Annotated in this window: 19 protein-coding genes and 3 rRNA genes; 20 read left to right on the top strand and 2 right to left on the bottom strand. The window is 31.2% G+C overall.

Annotated features, from left to right (window positions below; all coding sequences use genetic code 4):
- Window positions 1-16 precede the first annotated feature (16 nt).
- From SHELI_RS03720 to ftsZ, 13 genes are all read left to right on the top strand, one after another.
- Window positions 17-1,526: ribosomal RNA gene (locus tag SHELI_RS03720) — 16S ribosomal RNA — on the top strand.
- Window positions 1,527-1,826: 300 nt separating this feature from the next.
- A 23S ribosomal RNA gene (locus tag SHELI_RS03715) occupies window positions 1,827-4,737 on the top strand.
- Window positions 4,738-4,844: 107 nt separating this feature from the next.
- Window positions 4,845-4,950: ribosomal RNA gene (gene rrf, locus SHELI_RS03710) — 5S ribosomal RNA — on the top strand.
- Together the 16S, 23S and 5S rRNA genes form the textbook arrangement of a ribosomal RNA operon.
- A gap of 59 nt (window positions 4,951-5,009) precedes the next feature.
- A complete protein-coding gene (locus SHELI_RS06045) occupies window positions 5,010-5,618 on the top strand; it encodes a hypothetical protein (protein ID WP_232306375.1) in 609 nt (202 codons plus the stop codon).
- A gap of 35 nt (window positions 5,619-5,653) precedes the next feature.
- Window positions 5,654-6,706: a phenylalanine--tRNA ligase subunit alpha gene (pheS, locus tag SHELI_RS03705; protein WP_069116787.1), complete on the top strand. Its 1,053-nt coding sequence runs from the start codon at window positions 5,654-5,656 to the stop codon at window positions 6,704-6,706.
- 12 nt (window positions 6,707-6,718) lie between these two features.
- Window positions 6,719-9,130: a phenylalanine--tRNA ligase subunit beta gene (gene pheT / locus SHELI_RS03700; RefSeq protein ID WP_069116785.1), complete on the top strand. Its 2,412-nt coding sequence runs from the start codon at window positions 6,719-6,721 to the stop codon at window positions 9,128-9,130.
- Window positions 9,130-9,630 (top strand): YceD family protein, encoded by a 501-nt coding sequence (locus SHELI_RS03695; RefSeq protein ID WP_069116784.1) that lies wholly within the window; start codon window positions 9,130-9,132, stop codon window positions 9,628-9,630. The genes pheT and SHELI_RS03695 overlap by 1 nt, the downstream gene beginning before the upstream one ends.
- A 21-nt stretch (window positions 9,631-9,651) precedes the next feature.
- On the top strand, window positions 9,652-9,828 hold the full coding sequence (gene rpmF, locus SHELI_RS03690) for a 50S ribosomal protein L32 (protein WP_023789849.1): 177 nt from the start codon (window positions 9,652-9,654) through the stop codon (window positions 9,826-9,828).
- 98 nt (window positions 9,829-9,926) lie between these two features.
- Window positions 9,927-10,241, top strand: coding sequence for a hypothetical protein (locus tag SHELI_RS03685; protein WP_069116783.1), 315 nt, complete (start codon window positions 9,927-9,929; stop codon window positions 10,239-10,241).
- 135 nt (window positions 10,242-10,376) lie between these two features.
- Window positions 10,377-10,808, top strand: a complete 432-nt coding sequence (gene mraZ / locus SHELI_RS03680; protein ID WP_069116781.1) for a division/cell wall cluster transcriptional repressor MraZ — start codon at window positions 10,377-10,379, stop codon at window positions 10,806-10,808.
- Between the two features lie 4 nt (window positions 10,809-10,812).
- Window positions 10,813-11,754 (top strand): 16S rRNA (cytosine(1402)-N(4))-methyltransferase RsmH, encoded by a 942-nt coding sequence (gene rsmH / locus SHELI_RS03675; RefSeq protein WP_069117615.1) that lies wholly within the window; start codon window positions 10,813-10,815, stop codon window positions 11,752-11,754.
- Between the two features lies 1 nt (window position 11,755).
- Window positions 11,756-13,357 (top strand): hypothetical protein, encoded by a 1,602-nt coding sequence (locus SHELI_RS03670; protein ID WP_069116779.1) that lies wholly within the window; start codon window positions 11,756-11,758, stop codon window positions 13,355-13,357.
- A 24-nt stretch (window positions 13,358-13,381) separates the two neighbouring features.
- Window positions 13,382-14,689, top strand: coding sequence for a cell division protein FtsZ (gene ftsZ, locus SHELI_RS03665; protein ID WP_069116776.1), 1,308 nt, complete (start codon window positions 13,382-13,384; stop codon window positions 14,687-14,689).
- Between the two features lie 43 nt (window positions 14,690-14,732).
- On the opposite strand, the gene SHELI_RS03660 is transcribed toward ftsZ, so the two are convergent.
- The gene (locus SHELI_RS03660; RefSeq protein WP_069116774.1) at window positions 14,733-15,269 is read right to left on the bottom strand and encodes a hypothetical protein; all 537 of its coding nucleotides are present in this window, start codon (window positions 15,267-15,269) and stop codon (window positions 14,733-14,735) included.
- Window positions 15,270-15,428: 159 nt separating this feature from the next.
- Between SHELI_RS03660 and SHELI_RS03655 the strand changes: the two genes are divergently transcribed.
- The gene (locus SHELI_RS03655; RefSeq protein WP_069116773.1) at window positions 15,429-15,626 is read left to right on the top strand and encodes a hypothetical protein; all 198 of its coding nucleotides are present in this window, start codon (window positions 15,429-15,431) and stop codon (window positions 15,624-15,626) included.
- A 406-nt stretch (window positions 15,627-16,032) separates the two neighbouring features.
- Here SHELI_RS03655 and SHELI_RS03650 read toward each other — a convergent pair whose 3' ends face one another.
- A complete protein-coding gene (locus SHELI_RS03650; protein WP_069116771.1) occupies window positions 16,033-16,515 on the bottom strand; it encodes a hypothetical protein in 483 nt (160 codons plus the stop codon).
- Between the two features lie 114 nt (window positions 16,516-16,629).
- Between SHELI_RS03650 and SHELI_RS03645 the strand changes: the two genes are divergently transcribed.
- Genes SHELI_RS03645 through SHELI_RS03620 form a run of 6 tightly spaced genes read left to right on the top strand, consistent with a single transcriptional unit; the run spans window position 16,630 to window position 22,256 of the window.
- Entirely contained in the window at window positions 16,630-17,556 is a 927-nt protein-coding gene (locus SHELI_RS03645; protein ID WP_069116769.1) for an alpha/beta hydrolase, read from the top strand.
- A 24-nt stretch (window positions 17,557-17,580) separates the two neighbouring features.
- Window positions 17,581-18,984, top strand: a complete 1,404-nt coding sequence (locus SHELI_RS03640; protein WP_069116767.1) for an ATP-binding cassette domain-containing protein — start codon at window positions 17,581-17,583, stop codon at window positions 18,982-18,984.
- A gap of 14 nt (window positions 18,985-18,998) precedes the next feature.
- A complete protein-coding gene (locus SHELI_RS03635) occupies window positions 18,999-20,024 on the top strand; it encodes an ABC transporter permease (RefSeq protein ID WP_157087584.1) in 1,026 nt (341 codons plus the stop codon).
- On the top strand, window positions 20,002-21,033 hold the full coding sequence (locus SHELI_RS03630; RefSeq protein ID WP_069116764.1) for an ABC transporter permease: 1,032 nt from the start codon (window positions 20,002-20,004) through the stop codon (window positions 21,031-21,033). The genes SHELI_RS03635 and SHELI_RS03630 overlap by 23 nt, the downstream gene beginning before the upstream one ends.
- An 18-nt stretch (window positions 21,034-21,051) precedes the next feature.
- The gene (locus SHELI_RS03625) at window positions 21,052-21,906 is read left to right on the top strand and encodes a MurR/RpiR family transcriptional regulator (RefSeq protein WP_069116762.1); all 855 of its coding nucleotides are present in this window, start codon (window positions 21,052-21,054) and stop codon (window positions 21,904-21,906) included.
- Complete coding sequence (locus SHELI_RS03620; protein ID WP_069116761.1) at window positions 21,906-22,256, top strand: hypothetical protein; 351 nt, start codon at window positions 21,906-21,908, stop codon at window positions 22,254-22,256. Before SHELI_RS03625 ends, SHELI_RS03620 begins: the two co-directional genes overlap by 1 nt.
- Window positions 22,257-22,262 lie beyond the last annotated feature (6 nt).

Raw genomic sequence — 22,262 nt, 5'->3', positions numbered from 1 at the left:
ATTCGCATTAATTTTTTTTAATGAGAGTTTGATCCTGGCTCAGGATGAACGCTGGCGGCATGCCTAATACATGCAAGTCGAACGGGGTGCTTGCACCCAGTGGCGAACGGGTGAGTAACACGTATCTAATCTACCTTTTAGTGGGGGATAACAGTTGGAAACGACTGCTAATACCGCATACGACACCATTATGGCATCAGAAGGTGTTAAAAGGCCCGTTTGGGTCGCTAGAAGATGAGGATGCGGCGTATTAGCTAGTAGGCGGGGTAATAGCCCACCTAGGCAATGATACGTAGCCGAACTGAGAGGTTGATCGGCCACATTGGGACTGAGATACGGCCCAGACTCCTACGGGAGGCAGCAGTAGGGAATTTTTCACAATGGGCGAAAGCCTGATGAAGCAATGCCGCGTGAGTGATGACGGTCTTCGGATTGTAAAGCTCTGTTGTAAGGGAAGAAATGCTAGAAGAGGAAATGCTTTTAGTTTGACGGTACCTTACCAGAAAGCCACGGCTAACTATGTGCCAGCAGCCGCGGTAATACATAGGTGGCAAGCGTTATCCGGATTTATTGGGCGTATAGGGTGCGTAGGCGGTTAGTTAAGTTTGAGGTTAAAGACTGGAGCTCAACTCCAGCGCGCCTTGAAAACTGGCTAACTAGAATGCAGGAGAGGTAGATGGAATTCCATGTGTAGCGGTGAAATGCGTAGATATATGGAGGAACACCAGTGGCGTAGGCGGTCTACTGGCCTGTTATTGACGCTGAGGCACGAAAGCGTGGGGAGCAAATAGGATTAGATACCCTAGTAGTCCACGCCGTAAACGTTGAGTACTAAGTGTCGGCATTAGTCGGTGCTGCAGCTAACGCATTAAGTACTCCGCCTGAGTAGTATGCTCGCAAGAGTGAAACTCAAAGGAATTGACGGGGACCCGCACAAGTGGTGGAGCATGTGGTTTAATTCGAAGCAACGCGAAGAACCTTACCAGGGCTTGACATCCAGTGCAAAGCTATAGAGATATAGTGGAGGTTAACATTGAGACAGGTGGTGCATGGTTGTCGTCAGCTCGTGCCGTGAGGTGTTGGGTTAAGTCCCGCAACGAGCGCAACCCCTATCGTTAGTTACTAACATTAAGTTGAGGACTCTAACGAGACTGCTAGAGGAAGGTGGGGATGACGTCAAATCATCATGCCCCTTATGTCCTGGGCTACACACGTGCTACAATGGCTGATACAAAGAGTCGCAATCTCGCGAGGGGGAGCTAATCTCAAAAAGTCAGTCTCAGTTCGGATTGAAGTCTGCAACTCGACTTCATGAAGCCGGAATCACTAGTAATCGCGAATCAGCAACGTCGCGGTGAATACGTTCTCGGGTCTTGTACACACCGCCCGTCACACCATGAGAGTTGGTAATACCAGAAGCACGTATCTTAACCGTAAGGAGAGAGCGTACCAAGGTAGGATTAGCGATTAGGGTGAAGTCGTAACAAGGTATCCGTACGGGAACGTGCGGATGGATCACCTCCTTTCTATGGAGTTAATCATAGTAAATTAGTTTATATAAGCTGAGCGAATCGATAAAACAGCTTATGACTAAATCTGGTTCTATCTAGTTTTCAGAGATTGTTTAGCATTTATTTATAAATGCTCATTCTCTGAAAAAAAATTGTTCTTTGAAAACTGAATATTAGATGAAAATAGACATTTTATTTTTCTTACGTTTCATATTAAAAAAAACGTATATAGTAACTTTAAAATTAAATTACTAAGAAAAACTGAAATTTCATATTTATTAGATTATCTATAATGCAAAATAGGATTTCTTTATATAGAAAGTATAGTAAGGGCATATGGTGAATGCCTTGGAAAATGGAGCCGATGAAGGACGTGACTACCTGCGAAAAGTTTCGGGGAGCTGGAAGTAAGCTTTGATCCGGAAATGTCCGAATGGGGAAACCCACTATGATTAATCTCATAGTATCCATAACTGAATACATAGGTTATGTGATGGGAACCTAGGGAACTGAAACATCTTAGTACCTAGAGGAAAAGAAAACGAATGTGATTCTGTAAGTAGCGGCGAGCGAAAGCGGAACAGGCCAAACCGGTCTACGGGCCGGGGTTGTAGGACTCTTGTTAGAGTTACAAAATTAGTGTATAGCAGAAACTGTTGGGAAGCAGTGGCGTAGAGGGTGATACCCCCGTATGCGAAATGCACTAATCTCGAGAGAGTATCCTGAGTACGGCGGGGCACGTGAAACCCTGTCGGAATCTACCCAGACCACTGGGTAAGCCTAAATACTACCATTTTACCGATAGTGAACCAGTACCGTGAGGGAAAGGTGAAAAGTACCCCGAGAGGGGAGTGAAATAGTCCCTGAAACCATATGCTTACAAGAAGTCAGAGCCCGTTAATGGGTGATGGCGTGCTTTTTGTAGAAAGAGCCGGCGAGTTACGATAACATGCAAGGTTAAGTAGAATATACGGAGCCGTAGTGAAAGCGAGCCTTAATAGGGCGTTTAGTATGTTGTCGTAGACACGAAACCAGGTGATCTAGCCATGAGCAGGTTGAAGTTAGGGTAAAACCTAATGGAGGACCGAACCAACGTTCGTTGAAAAGACCGTGGATGACTTGTGGCTAGGGGTGAAATTCCAATCGAACCTGGAGATAGCTAGTTCTCCCCGATATAGCTTTAAGGCTAGCGTCGAGGTTAAGAGTTATGGAGGTAGAGCTCTGAATGTATGATGGCCCCACCTAGGGGTACTGATTACAATTAAACTTCAAATGCCATAATTTCATACTCGGCAGTCAGAACATGGGTGATAAGGTCCATGCTCGTGAGGGAAACAGCCCAGATCTACAACTAAGGTCCCTAAATATACGCTAAGTGTGTAAGGATGTGAAGGTGCACAGACAGCTAGGAAGTTGGCTCAGAAGCAGCCATCTTTTAAAGAGTGCGTAACAGCTCACTAGTCGAGTGCCTTTGCGCCGAAAATGTACCGGGGCTTAAGCGTATTACCGAAGTTTAGGATTTACAGTAATGTAAGTGGTAGGGGAGCGTTCTAAGGGCGATGAAGTCAGACCGTGAGGACTGGTGGAGCGCTTAGAAGAGATTATGCCGGCATGAGTAACGTTTGGAGGTGAGAATCCTCCATGCCGTTTGACCAAGGTTTCCTGGGCAAGGTTCGTCCACCCAGGGTTAGTCAGGACCTAAGGCGAGGCCGAAAGGCGTAGTCGATGGACAACAGGTTGATATTCCTGTACCACCTAATAAAGTGATGGAGTGACGGAGAAGGATAGTGGATGCCGGCTGTTGGTTATGCCGGTCTAAATACAAAGGAGTGTACGTTGGCAAATCCGCGTGCTATAACTCTGAAGTATGATGGGGAGTGAACGCTTCGGCTAGTAACGAAGTCCATGACTCCACGCTTCCAAGAAAAGCTTCTAGCGTTAATTTATTAGGTGCCTGTACCTATAACGAACACACGTGGTCAAGGAGAGAATCCTAAGGCAAGCGAGATAACTATAGCTAAGGAACTCTGCAAAATAACCCCGTACGTTCGCAAGAAGGGGTGCTCACTTATGGTGAGCCGCAGTGAAGAGGGAGGGGCAACTGTTTAGCAAAAACACAGCTCTCTGCAAAGTCGTAAGACGAAGTATAGGGGGTGACGCCTGCCCAGTGCCGGAAGGTTAAGAGGAGATGTTAGCTTCGGTGAAGCATTGAATTGAAGCCCCGGTGAACGGCGGCCGTAACTATAACGGTCCTAAGGTAGCGAAATTCCTTGTCAGGTAAGTTCTGACCCGCACGAAAGGCGTAATGATCCCTTCGCTGTCTCGGCTATAGACTCGGTGAAATTTTAGTACCAGTGAAGATGCTGGTTACCCGCAACTAGACGGAAAGACCCCGTGGAGCTTTACTATAACTTAATATTGAATCTTGGTGTAACATGTAGAGGATAGGTGGGAGACTTTGAAGCGGTCACGCTAGTGGCCGTGGAGTCATCCTTGGAATACCACCCTTGTTATATTGAGGTTCTAACCTAGACCCGTTATCCGGGTCAGGGACAGTGTTTGGTGGGTAGTTTGACTGGGGCGGTCGCCTCCTAAAATGTAACGGAGGCGCTCAAAGGTACCCTCAGTACGGTTAGAAATCGTACGAAGAGCGCAAAGGTAGAAGGGTGCTTAACTGCGAGACTTACAAGTCGAACAGATGCGAAAGCAGGACTTAGTGATCCGGCGGTCCCGTGTGGAAGGGCCGTCGCTCAACGGATAAAAGTTACCCCGGGGATAACAGGCTTATCTCCCCCAAGAGTTCACATCGACGGGGAGGTTTGGCACCTCGATGTCGGCTCATCGCATCCTGGAGCTGTAGTCGGTTCCAAGGGTTGGGCTGTTCGCCCATTAAAGCGGTACGCGAGCTGGGTTCAGAACGTCGTGAGACAGTTTGGTCCCTATCTGTTGTGGGCGTAGGAAAATTGAGAAGAGCTGTTCCTAGTACGAGAGGACCGGAATGGACGCACCCCTGGTGCTCCTGTTGTCACGCCAGTGGCACAGCAGGGTAGCTATGTGCGGAAAGGATAATCGCTGAAGGCATCTAAGCGAGAAGCCTCCTTCAAGATGAGTTTTCCCATTCTTCGGAAGTAAGATCCCATGTAGACCACATGGTTGATAGGTTGGGTGTGTACGCACGGTGACGTGTTTAGCTTACCAATACTAATAGATCGAGAGTCTTTCTAGAAAGAAAACCTAAGTTAAAATTTTGTATTAAAAGAAATCTACATCTAATGTTCAGTTTTGAGAGAACAATTTGGTTTTTAAAACCTTTATCTCTCTAAAAAATTCAGATCTGGTGGTCATAGCGCTAGGGTCACACCTGTTCCCATGTCGAACACAGAAGTTAAGGCTAGCTGCGCCGACGATAGTATAATGCGAAAATAGGACACTGCCAGTTCAGAAATAAAAGACTCCATATTTATATGGAGTTTTTTATTAATTTTTTATAAAATTGTAATGACGGTTATGTGAGGTGATATTTTGTTAAACGATATTGTAGAGTATGTAAATCAAAAGTATACAAAAGAAAATCAATTTACAATTATTAATGAAGTTAGATTTAATTGGCAGTTTAAAGGTTTTCCAGAAATATTAAATATAAGTGAATTTTGCACATATATTGAAACAAAGCTACAAATTAGTTTAACAAAGCTACAAGAAGATGACTTTTTTACAAAAATTAAGCAAATGAGAACATTATTTTTAGACTTTATCAAAGATTTAAAAGGGTTTAAAAAAGAAAATCTTGAAACATATCTAAAAACATATATAAAAAAAATTTATTTTGCGATTAAGGATTTTATTAATAGTATTCTATTTGAGTACATATTTTTTTCATATATTCATGCAGATATTTATTTAAATTATAAACACTATGACATAGATCTTTTTTATATATGACAATTTACAAATCTTGAACTTAGTATGACTAAACTAAAAAAACAGTTATTTATTTCGATGAACAGAACAGAAAAAGAACTAGATTTTGTTATAAAAGAATTGGACCAAAAAATAGTATTTTTGAAATCAAAATCAAAGAAAGAAGAATTAGAAGCTATTATTTAGTATAATCAAATTGCAGAATATTTGGAGGACATTTTATGATCAAAAGATTAAATGAAATTCTTGAGGAATTTAAAGAGAAAGTAAAAAATTATAAAACAAAAGAACAATTAGAAAACTTAAAAAGAGAATATGGATCAAAAGACTCAGTTCTTAATGAAGTTTTAAGAAATCTTAAAAATGCTTCTCCAGAAGAAAGAAAAGAAATAGGTATTCGTGGAAATGAAGTTAAAGAAGAAATCTATGGAACTATTGGTGAATTAATTGACAAAATAAAATATAAAGATCTAAAACAACAATTGGAAAATGAAAAAGAAGACATAAGTATTACTGGAATAGATTTCAAAAATGGCACAAAACACCCATTAAATTTAGTAATTGAAGAAATAAGTGATATTTTTAGAGAACTTGGTTATGACATGGTTGCTGGAACTGAAATTGAAAGTGATGAATATTGCTTTCAAAAATTAAATATGCCAATTGGACACCCAGCAAGAGATATGCAAGACACATTTTATATAAATGAAAAACAAGTTTTGAGAACTCATTGTACAAATATGACAGCAAGAATGTTAACTCAATTATCTCAAACAAAAATTAAAGAAAAAAATATAGCAGCAGTTAGTTATGGAAATGTATACCGAAGAGATGACGATGATGCTACACATTCACATCAGTTTATGCAAATTGATGGTTTTGCTGTTGGTAAAAAAATAAGCTTTGCAAATTTAAAATGAACATTGGAATATATGTGTAAAAGACTTTTTTCAAATGATACAGAAATAAGAATGAGACCGAGTTTTTTCCCCTTTACAGAACCTAGTTGTGAGGTTGATATAACTTGTGTAAATTGTAATGGAAGTGGATGTAGAATTTGTAAATCTACTGGTTGAATTGAGATTTTAGGATCAGGAATGATAGATCCAGAAGTTATTAAACTGAATGGCCTAGATCCTAATGAAATTGGTGGATTAGCATTCGGTATTGGTGTTGAAAGAGTAGCTATGCTAAAATATGGAATTAAAAATATTAGAGATTTTTATGAAAATGACATCAGATTTTTAGAACAATTTAAATTTTTTGGGGAATAGGAGATAAGAAACATGGTTATTACTAGAAATTGATTAGAGCATTTTATTGATTTAGATAATATAGGGGATGATGAAATAACAACAGCTTTAAATTCCTTGGGGTTTGAAGTAGATGCTTATAGATCATATAAAGAAATAAATGACTCACTAATTGTTGGTCATGTTGGTCATGTAAGTCCAATGGAGGGTACGTCACTTAATTTTTGTTTTGTAGATTTAGGCGATGATTTAGTTAGTCCAATAGTTTGTGGCGCAACTAATGTAAAAGAAGGACAATATGTATTGGTTGCCCCACCAGGAACAACTATTGCTAATGGAATGACTTTAACAAAAAGAGAAATAAAAGGTAAAGTATCTGAAGGAATGATTTGCGCTTTAATTGAATTTGGTATGGATCAAAGCTTGCTTAATGAAGAAGAAGTTGATATCATTTATCCCATTCATACAAAGTCAGACCCTTATTCATTGATAGGAAGCCCTGAAGCTCTTGAAATTATTGGGTTTGAAGACTCTGTTTGAGAAGTTGATTTAACATTAAATAGAAGTGATGCTTTAGGGGCATTTCAATTAGCAAAAGAAATAGCAAATTATTTTGATAAAAAAATAAAAGATTATACTAATATATTTAAAACTAGAAAATCTGAACACAATGTGCCTGTTTCTATCAAAGAATCTAAAGACTTGAAAAACGTATTAAGAAGATGCTCGATGCAATTATTTGACATTAAACAAGTAAGTAGTATTGATAAAATTGAGCAAAAAATATTTTCTAATCAAGATATTTGAATGAAATTTTCTCAATGTAAAACACAAAACAATTTTTGACTTGATTTATCTAATGCAATAGCAATTGAGTCTGGTCAGCCAGTGATTTTATTAGATGCAGAAAAATTAAAAACACAGTTAGAAATAGTTAACAATCCAACAAAAGATAGACCTGTTAATTATCAACTATTATGTGCTGGAGAAGTTGTTTCAACATTGGGTGTAAGCGTTGAAAGTTATTTTTTACCAACCGAAGAAACAAAACAAGTATTAGCAATATATTTATCTTTAAATCCTATTGAAATGAGAAAACAACAAAAATCTTATAATAGTAGTAGTGTTTTTTTACAAAGATGAATGAAACCTATCAGTTCAAAAATACATAAGTTGGCCAGTGATAGAACAGTTTATTGATTTGATCAATATGGTTTGTATGGCTCAAGCACAGATTTAGAAACACAAATTGAGAGTGATGAACAAGATGTAACAATAGAGGTAAACTTGGAATTTATCAACAACTTGTTAGGAATGAGTTTGAAAACTAAGGAAATTAAAGAATTATTTAAAAATATTGATTTTGAAGTAGAAGAAGCTGATAAACATAATCTTAAATTTAAAGTTGACCCAAATAGAACTGATATAAAAAATAGCGCTGATATAGTGGAAGAGATAGCTAGATTATATGGGTACAATAATATTGAATCAAAAGCACCAGAAATAATAGCAACTGCTAAATCTAAAAAACTTGAAGATAAAGTTTTAGGCAATGTTGAGTCATATTTGTTAGGTCAAGGATTTAATAACATCAAATCTTATTCACTAACAACCAAAAATGATGCTTTAAAATGAGATTTATTTGATATTAAAGATCCTGTTAATTTAGCTTCACCATTAAGTCAATATAGAGAAACATATCGACTTAGTTTAGCGATGGGTTGTATAGAAAGTGCTAGTTTGAATTACTCAAGAGGAAATAAAAACATAAAACTTTATGAAGTTGGAGATGTATACAACATAAAAGGGGTTAGAGAAAAGCGTCTTTGTGCAATTGTAAGTGGTGATATTTTAAACCAAAAGGCATATGATTTAAATCTACATTCTTCATATGCTTATATAAAAGGAATAGCAGATAAGATACTTAATTGTTATCAAATATGCCCAATGGATTTAAAAATTGAAAATATTAATAAAGATAATGATGATATTCATCCTCATATAAATGCACAAATCAGTTATAAAGATGAACTGATCGGGTTTGTATTCAAACTTAATCCAAGATTTGAACAAGCAAAAAAGCTAGATGATACATATTTGCTAGAATTCAATTTGAGTTCTATTAATCAACTTTTTAGTAGAGAAATTAAAGCAATTGAAATACCTAAATTTCAAAAAACCTCAAGAGTTGTAACAATGTTATTGAGCTCAAATGACCAATACACAAAAGTAATAAACACAATAAAAAACGATGTTAACTACATTGTGAGCTTTAAATTAGTTGATATTTATCAAGATGAACAATTAGCTGAAAAAAAACTAAAAGCGGTTAGTGTGGGATTTGAGTTTAATTCTTCAGAAAAACAACTGTCTGATAATGATGTTTCTAAGGAATGAAACAAAATACTTGCAAATATTGATAAATTAAAGATTGAAGTGAAATAATGCTTAAAAAAGAAATAGAATCAAAAAAACAAATAAAGTTCGACAAATCTTTTATTATTCCTGAAGATTATGAATATAATAATGTATTAATTAAAAACATTAGTGATTTAAAAGTTAAGGGAGAACTAAATTATCAAAGCTCAATTAAGGGATTACAAGTTCAAGCCATAATTTTAGCAACAATTGAAGCAATTGATGCTAGAGATGGAAGTATTATTGTATTAGAAAACCAAGAGTTTGAGTGAGATGATGAATATTTTTTTGAAAATGTGAATGATGATCAGCATAATTTAATTTTAGGTGAAGAATTTAGCATATTAGACTATGCAATTGATCAAATACTTTTAAATATACCTATGAATTTAACAAATAATTATGGTAAAATCTCTCTTGTCGGTAAAAACTTTAAATTAATGACCGAAGAAGAATACGAGCAAGAACAAGAAAATGAAATAGATCCTCGTTGGGATAAATTAAATGATTTTAAGTTCAAAAAATAAGATTATTATGGAGGTGTAAACATGGCTGTACCATTTAGAAAGACCAGTAAGGCTGCTAAAAATAAGAGAAGAAGTCATCTTGCTTTAGTAAGCTCAGCAATTATCTCATGTCCAAACTGTGGTAGTATGATAAAACCACACCGTGTTTGTCGTGAATGTGGATATTACAAAAACAAAGAAGTAAAAAAAGTTGGTTAATAAAAAAACAAGAAGAAATTCTTGTTTTTTTATTAAAAAATTTAAAAAAAATTGTCAATAATTATAATTTTTATACGGTTATATAAGTGGAGGTAGATATGAAAACAAATTTAGAGATTTTTCACGAGTTATCTGAAGAGATAATGCGTTCAGCAATTTGCTTGGCTTTATTCGAGAATAAAATTGATGTAAATCTAATCGATGAAAATCAAATAAATTTGGGTCATCTATTAAGTAAATTAGACCCAGTAATATGCTTGGGTGTGACTAACTCTATATATTATCACTACACTAATTTAACTAAACATTTAACCATTGTTTTAAAAAGTGATGCAATAAAATATTTAAGAAAAATAGAGCAAAAATCATACCTAGATAGTGTAAGAAAACTAGAATCAAAAATTATTCACTAGTATGATTGATCAAAAAAGAGGTTAAAAAACCTCTTTTTATTTTTTAAAAAAGGGGGTAATTTTTGTTAAAATTCGCTTGAAAATAGAATAAAGTGGTATATAATAGAAATGTGTGGGAGAAAGTGGGGGGAAAGTATGTTACTTGGAACATTTGAACATAGTATCGATGATAAATTTAGACTTACTATTCCTTCAAAACTAAGAAATAAATTAGGCAGTTCAGTTTATGTTTCAAAGGGCGTTGGAAAGTACCTTGAACTGAGAACCCCAGAAAATTTCACAGAACTACTATCTGAAATAAAGAAAAATAGTAGTTTTAATGAATCTACAAGAATGATCGAAAGATTAATTTTGTCAAATTCTGATGAATTATCAATTGATTCATCAAATAGAATTAAAATTCCTACAATTTTGTTGGAAAAAATAGGAGTCACAAAACAAATCTATATCCTAGGGCTAGGTAATAGAATGGAAATTTGGGACAAAGCTACATATGATGAAGAACAAAAATTATTAAATGAAGAGAAAATCTATGCAGCTGCAGAAAAATTGGGCGGAGACAAGTAACATGATTCAAGAGCATATACCAGTTCTTTTGAAAGAATCAATCGAGTTACTTAATATTAATGAAAATGGAATTTATGTCGACTGCACATTGGGCCGTGCTGGTCACAGTAAAGAAATTTTAAAAAAACTTAAAAAAGGTCATTTATATGCAATAGATCAAGACAACGAGGCCATTCAAAGTAGCAAAGAAGCTTTAAAACAAGTTTCAAACAACTTTACTATTTTGGAAGGTAATTTTGCATATATGAAGACTTTGCTAGCTTTACAAAATGTTGATAAAGTTGATGGTATTTTATATGACTTGGGAGTATCTTCTCCACAATTTGATAATGATTCTAGAGGATTTAGTTATCGTTTTGATTCTGAGTTGGATATGAGAATGGATGTTCTAAATAACAGTTTAACTGCAAAAAAAGTTGTAAACGAATATGATCAAAAGCAATTAAGTGAAATATTTAAATATTTAGGTGAAGAACAATTTGCATTTGGAATATCTCAAAAAATTGTTGATTATAGAAAAACTAAGGAAATTAAAACTACGGGTGAACTTGTTGAAATTATTAAATCAGCATTGCCTCAAAAAATTCTTAAAAAGAAGAAACATCCTGCAAAAAAAGTATTTCAGGCTTTAAGAATACATGTAAACAATGAGTTAGAAAATTTAAAAAAATCTTTAATTCAGGCTTTAGAGATTATAAATAAAAATGGAGTTATAGTAGTTATAACTTTTCATTCTCTTGAAGAAAAAATTATCAAAAGTATTTTTAAAGAAAAAACTATTGATAATGATGATAAATTTTTGTCTAAATTACCTGTTCAAAATTTGATTAGTAAAAAAGAGTTTGAGTTATTGATTAAAAAACCAATAACTGCAAGTGAAGAAGAGTTGAGTGTAAATAGAAGAGCTCATAGCGCTAAACTTTGAGCCATTAAAAAGGTGGGATAATATGAATACAGAAGTCTACGCAATACTTGAGATTACAAAAAAAGAGTTTAGATTTATAGTTGGACGTTATAGAAATAATTTAGGTCTAAAAGTCATTTTTAAAGAGCGCTTTAAAGGTCAATGATTAAATGATAATGATGAGATAATTGATGTTAATTTAGCAAAACTAAAACTTGCAAAAGTAATTAAACAATATGAAACCACTTTTAATGAAAAATTAAATTCTATTGGTATTATTTATCCTACTAAAACCCTTAAGGTTAGAAGCGCAACAACAATTGTAACTACAGATCCAGAAACAAAAGTATTTAGTGCAAATAATCATAAGTATTTAATCAATCAAGCAAAATTACAAAATGAAAATGATTTTGATAAAGTTGTTTTAATAAGACCATATGAATATATGATTGATAGCAAGTTGAAAAAAAATAGTGTTAAAGAAGGAATAAAAGCTACAACTGTTGCAATGTTTTCAAATGTATACACAATAAACAAAAAAGTAGCGGAAAGTCATAATCAAATAATATTAAAAAATAATAAAGAAATACTTTTAAAAAATATACACACATATGCAACTGCAATACAATGTATAGATAGTGAGAATTTCAGAAAACCAACTATTGTTGTTGATTGAGGATATGAATACATTGATATGTCATTTTATTCTAAAGAAACCTTAGTTAAAAGAATAATGCTACCATTTGGAATAGAAAACATAATATCAAATGTTGCTAATTGCATGTTAGCTAAACCAGCGATTGTTGAAAGTTATGTTTTTAAAATGTTAAACTTTAAATCAAATAAAAGTGATGACAAAATTTTGTATCGAAAATATAATACTCAAATCAAAAAAAATATTGTATTTAGTGCAAAACAAATTAAAGATATAGTTATTTCAGAAATATTTAATGCAATTAAAAAAATAGATGCTGAAATACATAAAGAAGCTATCAAATCATCAAAAGGATTTAAAGTATATTACAATGGTAAAATCACTGAAATAGCAGGCTTTGCAAATATGCTAACATTTAGTGAATTTGGACGTGATTCTTTAATTTATTATTCAAAAATAACAGGTGCCAATGAAATATGAACAACTGCAATATGTGGATTGATAAAATTAGCAAATCAATTCAATAAAACTACAAGCAAGTTTATAACAAGTACTAAACATTATTCTAAAGATATAGGTACAAACAACCCTAGTAATAAAGGGTTTAAAAATACTCATTTTGGTCGATCAATTGGTCAAAATGTACCACCACATGGCTTCCATCCAAGTCAACAACAATTTGTGCCAAAAAATGTACCACCATTTGTAGCGCAAGCTACCAGAAGTATGCCAATGAATGGAAGAAATATCAACCAATTTAGTCAAGTAGATATGATTGCTCAAAATCAAAGATACAATAATGAAAAAAACAATTATAATAATTTTGATACCCATAATAATCAATTTATAAATAGAAGTAATGTTGCTTGAAATCAAAATTTTATAAATAATTCAAATGAGCAAATGTATAATATAAATGATAATCGAATGCAACAAAATTACCAAGGTTTAAATAATTTTAATCCTAATGGTCATTTTATAAAAAAATAGTAGATTGATAAAAGGAGAATTTATATGTCTAATAAAGAATTTAATCAAGCTGCCAATATCAAGGTAATCGGAGTTGGTGGTGGAGGTTGCAATGCTGTAAACCGTATGGTTGATGATGATGTCCAAGGAGTAGAGTTTATAGTTGCAAATACTGATGCTCAAGTAATTGCTGCAAGTAAAGCAGAAAAAAAATTAATACTTGGTAGAGAGATTTCAAAAGGTCTAGGAGCAGGGGCAAACCCTGAAGTAGGAAGAAAAGCAGCATTAGAATCAGAAAAAGAACTTAAAGAATTACTTAGTGGAGCCGATCTAATATTTGTTGCATCTGGAATGGGTGGAGGAACAGGTACTGGAGCTGCTCCAGAAATAGCAAGAATAGCTATGGAAACAGGAGCTTTAGTAATTGCAATTGTTACAAAACCATTTAGATTTGAAGGTCGTTTAAGAAACAGTTATGCTGCACAAGGTGTTAATGAGTTAAGAAAATATGTAGACTCAATTATTGTTATTTCAAATGATAGATTATTACAAATTATCGGAGGAATTCCAATTCAAGACTCATTTAGAGAAGCTGATAACATTCTTAAACAAGGTGTTCAAACAATTACGGATTTAATTGCTGTTCCTGCAATAATTAATCTTGACTTTGCTGATGTAAGAACAGTTATGAAAAATAAGGGTAATGCTTTATTCGGAATTGGAATAGGGACAGGCCCAGACAAGGCGATTGAAGCTGCTAATAAGGCTATAACAAGTTCTTTATTAGAAACTTCAATTAGGGGAGCAAAAGACGCTATTATAAACATCACAGGTGGTAAAAATGTGTCTTTAGTTGATGCTTATGATGCTGTTGATATTATTCAACAAGCTAGTGGTGCAGATGTAAACTTTATTTTTGGAATAGCTATTAATGAGCATTTAGATGATGAATTAATTGTTACGGTAATTGCAACTGGATTTGATGAAGATTATGAAAGTACCAAAGCAAAAAACAGCTCAGATTACGATAATGAATACAGTCAACAGCCTATTCAACAAGAGCCTCAACAACAAATAAACCAACAAATGCAAGCTACAAATGAAGTTGAAACTATGTATGCAAAAAGAACTAGTTTTATGGAAACTGACCCAAATAAAAGACCTAGTTATGCACAACAACAATCTCAAATAAGCGAAGATGAGTTAAGAAATGTTTCAAATAGAATGGATCAGTGAAAAGATGCTGCAAATTCTCCACAGCAACAACAAGCTGCTCCAATAGCACAAAAAATAGAAGAAACAAGTGATGATGAGGATGGAGACTTCCCACCATTTTTAAGAAAAAAATGATAATCAAAAATAATAAAAAAAATCAGTTTTACTAAACTGATTTTTTTTATGATGTAGCTCATTTATATACAAGTTCATAATATTTGTAATAATTTTCATTTACTTTATAAATTCCTAAGTCTTCTTCACCTTTTCCGATAACATTTTTATATTGCTCATCTAAAGCTTCTTTTGTAAATGGTTGTAAGTAAAATTCTTGATCCGCATAATCTTCATGTTTTTCAGATTTTATTGTTAAAATGTCACTCTCTTCAAATGTTGTATTTCAAATATAACCATAAACATATCTTCATGTAAATTCATAAACCATGTATTTTTGTCAATTTTCATTTCCTAAATTAAATTCTTCTAGAGTTTTTGTCTCATAACAAGAATTTTCTTGTTCACAATCTAAATTATATTTATTTAAATAGTCTATATGACCATCTAAATAACTTGTAGCTTGTTTAATTAGTTCTTCTTTTGTTGTTGGTTTATTAGTTGTTTCAATTCATGATGGCTCTGTATTCTTGCAACTCATTGCGCTACTTGCAGATCCAACCAAAACACTACTAAATGCTAATAATGATATAAGTTTCTTCATAATTTTATCCCCTTCATTACAAGTTTATTATACTAAAAAACTTAAATTATAAAAATAATAAACACTAATATATTGTAAAAATTTAAAAAAAAACGAGAAAAATTCTTGTTTTTTTCTTTTACATTTGTTATTATTTTTTTGGTAATGGAGGACCGAAAAATGAGACGTGTTAATCTATGTGAAAACAATGCTAGTTTAAATAACTCATTTTTTGTTGTACCGAAATTATCATTAAACAATATGTTTTTTAATGATATTTTAATGTCAAATAATTCTGTTGAATCAACAGTTTTATTTAATATTAAAAAAATTTCAGGCATTACAACTACCAAGTGTAAAACTGTATTTATGAATTAAAGAACTTATTTAATGATAATATAGACCTAATAAAGCGTTTAATTAAAACAATAAATAATTACTCAACACTTAATTTATAGATACATGATTACATTGATTACTCGATGTTTATATGTTATATAGATTAGGTGTTTTTTTATTAAATAATTGCTTTTAGTCAATATTATCAAAAAACACCCCCTTTAAAATTAAAACTTAGATTCATTAAAGATACATTTTTCCTTTAATGTGTATGTACTCCCTAATAATTTTTTCAAGTATTTTTAAGAATCTAAGTAAAAAAATTGCTAATATATTAAAAAAATAATGAAAGAAAGAACAATATAAACTAATTTATTAATTAAAACATGATATGAATATTAATTAAAAATGTTTATATAAAAACTCATCATAATGATGAGTTTTTTTATGCATAAACAACGATTCAATAAATAATACTTGTGATCAACATCAGTCCTGCAATGCTTATTATAATTTTACTTTTTCTTCTATTTATACCTTCATCTGTTGTAAAAGTTGATTGGTATCTTCTTCTAGAATCATTATAAAATTTTGCTGTTTTATTATTTCTTAGTCAACCCATAACTAACCAAACCAAAATACCAAGACCAGCTATTGCTGTTGTTATATATTCAGTTCTATCAATATCTTTCATAATAAAAACCGATACTATAAAACTTAAACCTAATAGTGCCAAAAAAGTACCAAATATTATTAAATAATCAAACCATCTTAATTTTTTTGCATCAATGTATTCTACTTCTTTTTGCACTCCCCCAGATTGAACTTCAGAAACAATATCTTCTCTTTGTTGTTTATAAGCTTGTTTTCGATCTTTTATGTGTTCTTTTAAACTATTTTTATAACTATCTTTATTTTTGTCTTTCATATAACAGATACCTCAAAGATTATTATAATTTAATTAGACAATTAATTATAAAATTAATTAATATTATATAATCTTTCATTTTATATTAAAATTATTTTTAAGAGGAACTTGATTATGAAAAAAGTCATAGTAGACAAATTAATAAAAATTATAAATAGTACAAAAGCGGGAAATGCCAATTTTTATACAACTTATGGTTGAGAGCAATTATTAAACTTATATAAAGATTCTTTAACAAGTGAATATAATTTAGATCCAATAAGTTTTGATAATTTTGAAAATTGAAAAAAAGTAATTGTTGATAATAGGATACATGCCATTTATCACTTAAATAAAGTAAAAACAAATAAATGAATTATAGGTTGTCATGGTTATAGTAGTTCAAAAGAGTCAAGTGCATTATCAAGTTGATTTTTAGAAAATTTGGGTTATAACATTATGGTTTTTGATTTTATAAATCACGGAGAATCAGATGAAGGGTTAGTTACTTTTGGTGTGCATGAGTTAGATGCATTAACAAAGGTTGTAAATTACTTACATAGCAACTTTAAGGTTAAAGAGATGGGTTTGATTGGTTTTAGTATGGGTGCTTTTACTGTTAACTTATTTTCACTGTTTGATAAAAAAATAATTAAAAAATCTAAATTAAAATTTGTAATATCTGACTCATCATATATGGATATAAAGCTAATATTTAAAAAAATTCTTAATTTTACAACAGACCCAATTCAGAAATATGTTGAGTCGCTTATGGATGAAGTAATCAAAAAATATAGAAAAGATTTTAATATAGATGTCTTAAAATATGATATTGTTAAATTAATAGAAATAAATAAAAAAACGGTTCCAGTTTTATATATTCATTCTAAAAAAGATCTCGTAACGTACTACAAAGATAGTGAAAAACTTTATGAGTTGAGAAAAGCAATTTCCAAAAAAGATAAACTTTTACTTTTTGATAACGGACCGCACGTCCAAACGCAGTTGAAGCATACTAAACAATATATTGAAGCAGTTAAAGATTTTTTGAAAAACATTTAAAATTTAGAAATGAGGTACACGCTTATGGATGTTAAAAAAGAACTTTTAGTTGAGTTAGAAAATGTTAGTAAAATATTTAATCAAAAGATTTGAGCTATAAAAAAAATAAACTTAAAAATCTATAAGGGTGAAGGAATGGCTATTATTGGTCCCAATCAATCGGGGAAAACAGTTTTGGGAAGACTTATAGCCAATCAAATTCCTCAAACTAGTGGGATAATTGAATATAATTTTACAAAAGATGACGCTTTATCATCTATTGGTTTTCAGTTTCGTCAAACTACATGACCAGACGGATTTACGGTTAAAGATATAGTTGAATTATACAAAGGAATTTATAATATAAGAGACCAAGAATGATTAGATAATTTGTCTAATGTTTTTGATATTAATTCAAGGTGAAAAAGAAGACTAGAAAGTTGTGCTACTTCATGATTGCAACTTTTTTCTCTTTATCTTGCTTTTTTACACAAACCTGAATTAGTTGTTTTAGATGAGGTCTCAAGTACCATTGGACTTGATATGAGAACTAGAGTAATTAATTTTTTAAAGAATTACAAAGAACAGCATAATGCAACTTATGTCATTGTTTCTCCTGATAAATCAATTTTTACTGAATTATGTGACAGAATATTGGTTATGGAATCTGGATTAATATTATCTGATGATCATATCTCATGTGAGGATACTAATTTCGATTATGACGATTACTGTTTAAAAATACTTTCTTCAATTGAAACAAAAGAAGCTAAATTAAAGCCAGACCCAGTTTTCAGACCGATATTAAAAAAATTTGAGTCTAAAATGGAAAAAGTAAATACAAGTTATGAGAAGTTAAAATCAAAAGAAGAAGTTTTGGATTTTTTTGAGATAGATGAAACTCTTATTTCAATTAGAAATAGCAGTTTTTTCTTACAAGAACTTTATTCAAAATTATTATATTTAGCGTCTAATGCATTGAACAAATCAAGTATTGATGATGTTAGAGAAGCCACTAAAACTTTGCTCATTAAAATAAAGCATTTAAATAAAATATATAAAAAAGTAAAAAACACACATAATTATAAAAAAGATATTCAAAAATATCTTCAAAAAATAAATGATTTTAAAATATATTTGAAAAAAGATTTTTTACCTATATTTAAATCGAACAAAATTATTATTTCAGGAAATGAATTAACAGTTGATTTATCTGAAGAAGAAATTACAAAACTAAGATTTTTGAAGAAAAAGTATATACAAGAAGAATTACGTATTATGAAACTTGAACAAAGAATTTTAAAAAGACAACAAAAATCGAAAGTTGATAACTTGACAAAAGAAAATGATCCAAAAGGAATAAAATTAGAAAAAGAATTAGCACATCAATTAGAAATAGAAATGGAAAAACAAATAGAAAAAGATATTGAAAAAACTATCGATGATTAGAAAGGCAAAAAATTATGGGAAAGTGGCATATTTATAAAGTTCTATTTAGAATGCAACTTCGCAATTATTTAAGAGATAAGTTTAACTTATTTTCTGGTTGAATAATTACTTTAATTACCTTGGTTGTATGATTGTCTTTTAGAGATACAACCGACGGGGGATTAACTTATGATCCATTCGTTTTAGCTGGTGCGATTGGAGTTTGTGGTATTAGAAATTGTTTATTTAACTTTGCTAAAACTATTCACGAGTTTAAAAATCGAGATTTTTTCAATAGATTGTTTTCTACAAATATTTCAAAAAAATTTATATTTTTTGCAATAGTATCATTTAACATATGTGCAAACTTTGTTGTGACGCTAGTAACTTTTTTGATTGCAATGATTTATCCTGAACAAAGAGACACAATCAAAAACGTTAACTGACTTTTATTCCTTGTAGGTTATTTTTTACTTTTATTAATTTCAAATTTAATGGCATTTATAATTGTTTTTGCAGCAAAAAAACTAGAATGAGTATATACAATCGGAAATATTTATTACTTTGGTTCAGTATATTTATTAGGTTTAGGGTTGCCATTTAATGTTATTGTTACACAACAGTGATTATTTTATATAACTTATCTTTTTCCACAAAGGTATATGTTGTCTATTATGGAAGCTGGTTGAATAAATGCTCCAAGCTTTAAATATAAATCTTCAGCTGGTAGTGATATTTCTTTTGGATATGGAGATCATCCTTGAATTCCATATGTTGCTTCAATTTTAATTGTGTTTGTAGCGGCAGTAATTGTGTTTGCTTCATTTAAAAAAGTATTTGAATTTGAAAATAGAAAATGAAAGAAATATAAAAATAAGAACAAACACTTGGGAATTATTTATTCTATAAGTAGAACTACATCATTGCAAGAATTAGAGAGTTTGATTGAAGTTAGAGACTCAATTGATTTAAATATTAAAAAATTAAACAATAAATTAAAAGAAATTAAAAAATCAGATAGTGCGAGGTGAAGAAATTATGGAAAAAAAATGAAGGATTAAATTAAGAACCGGATTAGTTTCTTTTAGTTCTCTTTATCGTTTATCATTTAAAACATACTTACGATCACCCATTAATGTTTTTTTAGGAATCTTTTTATTTTATTTTATTTGTTTAATGTGATTACTTTTTAGAAGTGACGATCCATTTATTTTAGCCTCAGCAACAGGAGCTATTATTGTTAGAAATAGTATTCATATGTTATATAGAAATTTAAGTATTCACAAAGTTACTGGTTTTAGTACTAAATTAGAATTTACACCCGTTAACCCTGTGTCACTTTTGTTAGCACATATTACAGCTAACTTAACAATTGTTTCAATTGCTTGTGCTGGTTTGATGGGTATTGTATCTATATTATTTGGTCACCAAAGATTATTAATTGCTAATGTAAATTGGTATATGTATATTTCAGGAGCATTGTTATTATATATAACTTTTGTTTTGATGTGTTTTATAATGTATATTTATGTAAATGATGTTCCTTTAGCGATGATATTTGCAAATATGTTTTATATTATTAGTTGATATTTTTTAGGTTGTGCTTATCCTTACTACATTCTTTCAAAATATCAAATTTTAAATTGAATTATGTATTTTTTTCCAGCTAGATATATGATGAATGTTATGCAAGCAGGGTGAGTTAACTCAACAAATTTGAAATATACAGACACTTTAAATGCAGGAAAATATAATGTTGATTGAAAATTAACAGATCATTTAACCTTACCATACTTTGTAACGCTTGGGATTATTATTTTCTTAGTTATAGTATTAGCAACAACAATTATTTTTAAATTAAACAAACACAAAAAAGATAGTTATGGTGCAAGCTTAATACAAAAATTGTCAAGTAGATATATTAGTGAAATTAAACGTTGTGGAAGTTTAGAAGATTTGAAAAATTTAAGAAACAATCACTTAAAAGAAATAGGGTATAATAAACGTGGCTTTAACTATGGTAAAATAAATAATAAGAGCAGTAAAGAAAGTAAGTCGAAACCCAATTAGTTAGGAGGGGATTGTTAAGTGAAAATTTTAAAATTAGATGAATCGAAATTGAATAGTACAGAGTTTGCAATTGTTAATGAAATAAATACCAATCCAGATTATTTTTGTAGTCATTCAATTCAAGAGGTATCAAAAGCTAGTAATGTTAGTCCAAGTACAATGACAAGGGTATGTCAAAAACTTGGGTTCAAAAGTTTTAAATCCGCACAAATGTTTGTGTATGAAAAATCTAGAATGGAAAGTGAATATTACAAGTTAGGTGAAGATAATACACCTCAACAAGTTATCCATAATGTAAAGGGTAGTGCTTTATTTACAATAAATGAAACATTAAGTAACCTTGATCCTGCTTATGCAGAAGAAATTTCGCATAAAATTTATCAATCTCAAAGAATAATTGTTTTTGGTTTAGAACAACAAGAAATTTCAGCAACATTATTTGTGCAAAACTTATCAAAAGTTAATAAAGAAGCTTATGCGGTTTCAAATATTCACCTTTTTGCCCAAAAAGCAATCTTTTTTACCGAAAATGATTTTTGTGTATTTGTTTCAAGAACGGGTTGAACCAAAGAGGTTATTGAGGCAGCTAAATGAGCTTTAAAAAGAGGTATTTCAATTTTAATTTTAACAACTGATTTAGATACAACACTTGAAATGATTGGCGAAGAAAATAAACACTTAATCTACGCTATTGAGACTCAAACTCTAAATTACGACAAAATCAAATATCCTTCTGTATCTTCTTTACCTGGTGAATTGATTATTTTTGATGTTTTATTTAATATTCTAGTTGTTCAGCATAAAGAATTCAAAGAAAAATTTGAAAAAACAAATGAAATATCAATGAGTTGAAACTTTAAAGGTCACATTTAATGGATAATTCAGATTTATTAAAAAGAATTGCTGAACTAGAACAAGAATTAGAAATATACAAAGAAAAAGAAGATTTTTATGAAAATGGAATGGCTAGTATTCAAGAAATGGCATTAATTGCAAGAAAAAATTCTGAAAGAATAATAGCAAGATCAGTTGAAATTGCTTTTAGAATCAAAGACATTATGCAAAAAGGATTAGCAAGAATAAATAATAACCCAAATGACTATGAAAAAATAGTTAAAGAGTTTTTAGAAGAAAACAAAGAGTTATTTGAATTGGACAGCGACAAAATTCAAGCCATGGCCAAAAACATAGCTGAAAAAGTTGAAAAATATGATATAGACTAGTTTTTT

The organism is Spiroplasma helicoides (assembly GCF_001715535.1).
Lineage (GTDB): Bacteria > Bacillota_I > Bacilli_A > Mycoplasmatales > Mycoplasmataceae > Spiroplasma_A > Spiroplasma_A helicoides.
This window is presented reverse-complemented; position numbering and strand designations above follow the sequence as displayed.